This is a genomic window from Syntrophomonas sp. UBA5494, assembly GCF_002426325.1.
Genome location: NZ_DIPG01000026.1, coordinates 7,749 through 10,085 on the forward strand (window position 1 = coordinate 7,749; position 2,337 = coordinate 10,085).

Sequence of the window (2,337 nt, forward strand, 5' to 3'; positions counted from 1 at the left end):
GTGATCACCTTAGTAATAAAAACCATCATCCGGTAGTTTCCCCCCTATAGATGCCGGGGGAGCCGTCTGGAGAAACTCATTTAAAAATGCGTTGATCTCCTGCTTGCACTCGGCACCGGCCAGGGGTTCAAGTCTGGCGTAAGTCAAAGAATTCTCGACCGCGGCAGCCTTCATTTTAGGGAAATATTTTTCTACCAGGGGCCCAGCCTGAGCAGGATTCTCATTGATCCACCCGGCCCCCTCTGCGAATTGCTTCGAGACTGCATCTACCAGCGCTTTATTCTGAGCATTGTCACCCACGACGATCAGTCCGGCCTGTGGTATACGGGCGTTATTACTCCCTACGGCTTTGCCCCATTCGACCTGCAAATCGATGGCCCGGGTCACAGTAATATTTCCTTTAAGAGCATTGGCTATGGTTATAGTAGAATTGGGTTCGTTGGACAGAGCGAGTTTTATGGCTCCGGTAGCCAGTTTTGAAGAGGCTTCTGCCATATCCATATTGATTATGGTGAGGTCTTTATCGGGGTCAAGATTATTTTTAATGAGAATGTGTCTTAATATGTTGCCGTGATAGCTGGTACCGCCGCCGGTGACGGCTATTTCTTTGCCTTTGAGATCAGCGATGGTTTTTACACTGTCATCGGCGCTCAATATATACAACATGCCCCAGACTGCAACATTGACCAGCTTTAAATCAGCCCCTTTATTATATAGCATCAGGGCATTGGTTATAGGAGTGATTGCGAACTGCGCCTGGTTGGAGGTGACCATGGCAGAGAGCTGCTCGCTGGTAACCCAGGGCACGATGACGGTCTTGTCAGCCATGTCTTTAAGGGCATTGTTCTCCACCATAGGCGCCAGGGGGTAGCTGCCTGCACCTTGAGAAGCGGCGATTTGCAGCTCCTGCATCTTCGGGGTGGTCTTTGCGCAGCCAGTTAGGCTGAGAGCCAGAGTCAATACTATTAAGCCTGCCAGTATCCTTTTTACTCCGAAGTTCATGATATCCTCCCTTTTCTCCATCATTAATTAATCAGTGCCTGGATCTTTTCGATCTGTTCAAGTCTGAATTTCATATCGCGGTCTTGCAAGGCTGTGCTTATAGAGAAGTCCAACACAATTTCGCAGGGACGGTTGCGCAGGAAGATGATCCTGTCCGCCAAGCGCACAGCTTCTTCGATATTATGGGTTACCATAATCGAGGTGCGGGGTTTAAAGGCCAGGAGTTTTACCAGGTATCTGCACATCGCCTCCCGCAATTCATCATTTAATGAGCTGAAAGGTTCATCCAGAAGCAGGATATCCGGTTCGATGGCAAACGCCCTGGCCAGGGAAACCCTCTGTTTCATGCCTCCACTCAACTGAGACGGGTAGTAAGACTGAAATCCATCCAGGCCAACCTTCAGCGCCAGTTTTTCGGAGATGCTCCTCCGTTCCCTTCTGTCCTCGGGCATCAGAGCATATAAGCCGATCTCGATATTCTCCAAAACATTGCACCAGGGAATCAGCCGGGATTCCTGAAAAACATAAGCGATATGCTGGCTCCGGTATTGGATGCTCCCGTATTCAGGTTTTTCCAGACCGGCGATCAATTGCAAAAGGGTAGTCTTGCCAATACCTGAGGGGCCGCAGATGCACACGAACTCACCTGATCGGAATACACAAGAAAAGTTTTTAATTATTTCCAGTTTTCCATAACTTTTGCCGATATCGTTTAATTCGATCACCTGTTATCGCCTTTCCAAATTGGTGCCAAACCTCGGAAGATATTCCTATAACGCAAGGCCGCAATGGACTTTTATGTATTCGATGGATAAAAACCCGCCAACCTTTCGGTCGGAAACCCGAAACCACTGTTGCGATCTGCCATTGCCCCAATTAGCCGCCACTGCAAATGCTGTCAATCACCGAACCAGCCGCCCGCAACACCTGAATAATGCTTCAGACTCTTATACACCTCCTCTTTTAGAAATACCACGGTAGAAACTACAAAACGCCCGGCAAGAAAGAACCGCCGGGCGACAATAGCCTTATAGCATCAAGCATTAATCGGCACAGAACCTGGAGACAACTGCGACCTGCCTGCCTCTTGATAGACGACATCATAGGAAAGTTCATACTACAAATAAAGGCGAACTGCGACAAACAGTCCGCCGATAAATGGCCGATTCCGCTTATCTCCTTTCCACACTGGGAGGCAACTCAGTTTCCCAAACCACCCTGACGGCCTGATCCCCTTGGAACGCTCTTTAGGCGAAAAGGCTCGGAGACTATTCAATTATTTATTGCATTATTCGTCATTAACGGCAAAAATCCTGCCTGAGACTAAGGGACGTA

2 protein-coding genes and 1 riboswitch are annotated in these 2,337 nt (G+C 48.6%); both genes read right to left on the minus strand.

The genetic code is table 11. The features are described 5' to 3' along the window. Positions 1–9 precede the first annotated feature (9 nt). Positions 10–1,002, minus strand: a complete 993-nt coding sequence (locus B3W37_RS02740) for an ABC transporter substrate-binding protein (RefSeq protein WP_481039439.1) — start codon at positions 1,000–1,002, stop codon at positions 10–12. Positions 1,003–1,025: 23 nt separating this feature from the next. Then, positions 1,026–1,727 (minus strand): ABC transporter ATP-binding protein, encoded by a 702-nt coding sequence (locus B3W37_RS02745; RefSeq protein ID WP_483169175.1) that lies wholly within the window; start codon positions 1,725–1,727, stop codon positions 1,026–1,028. 435 nt (positions 1,728–2,162) lie between these two features. Then, a riboswitch (molybdenum cofactor riboswitch) is annotated at positions 2,163–2,281 on the minus strand. Positions 2,282–2,337: the final 56 nt, after the last annotated feature.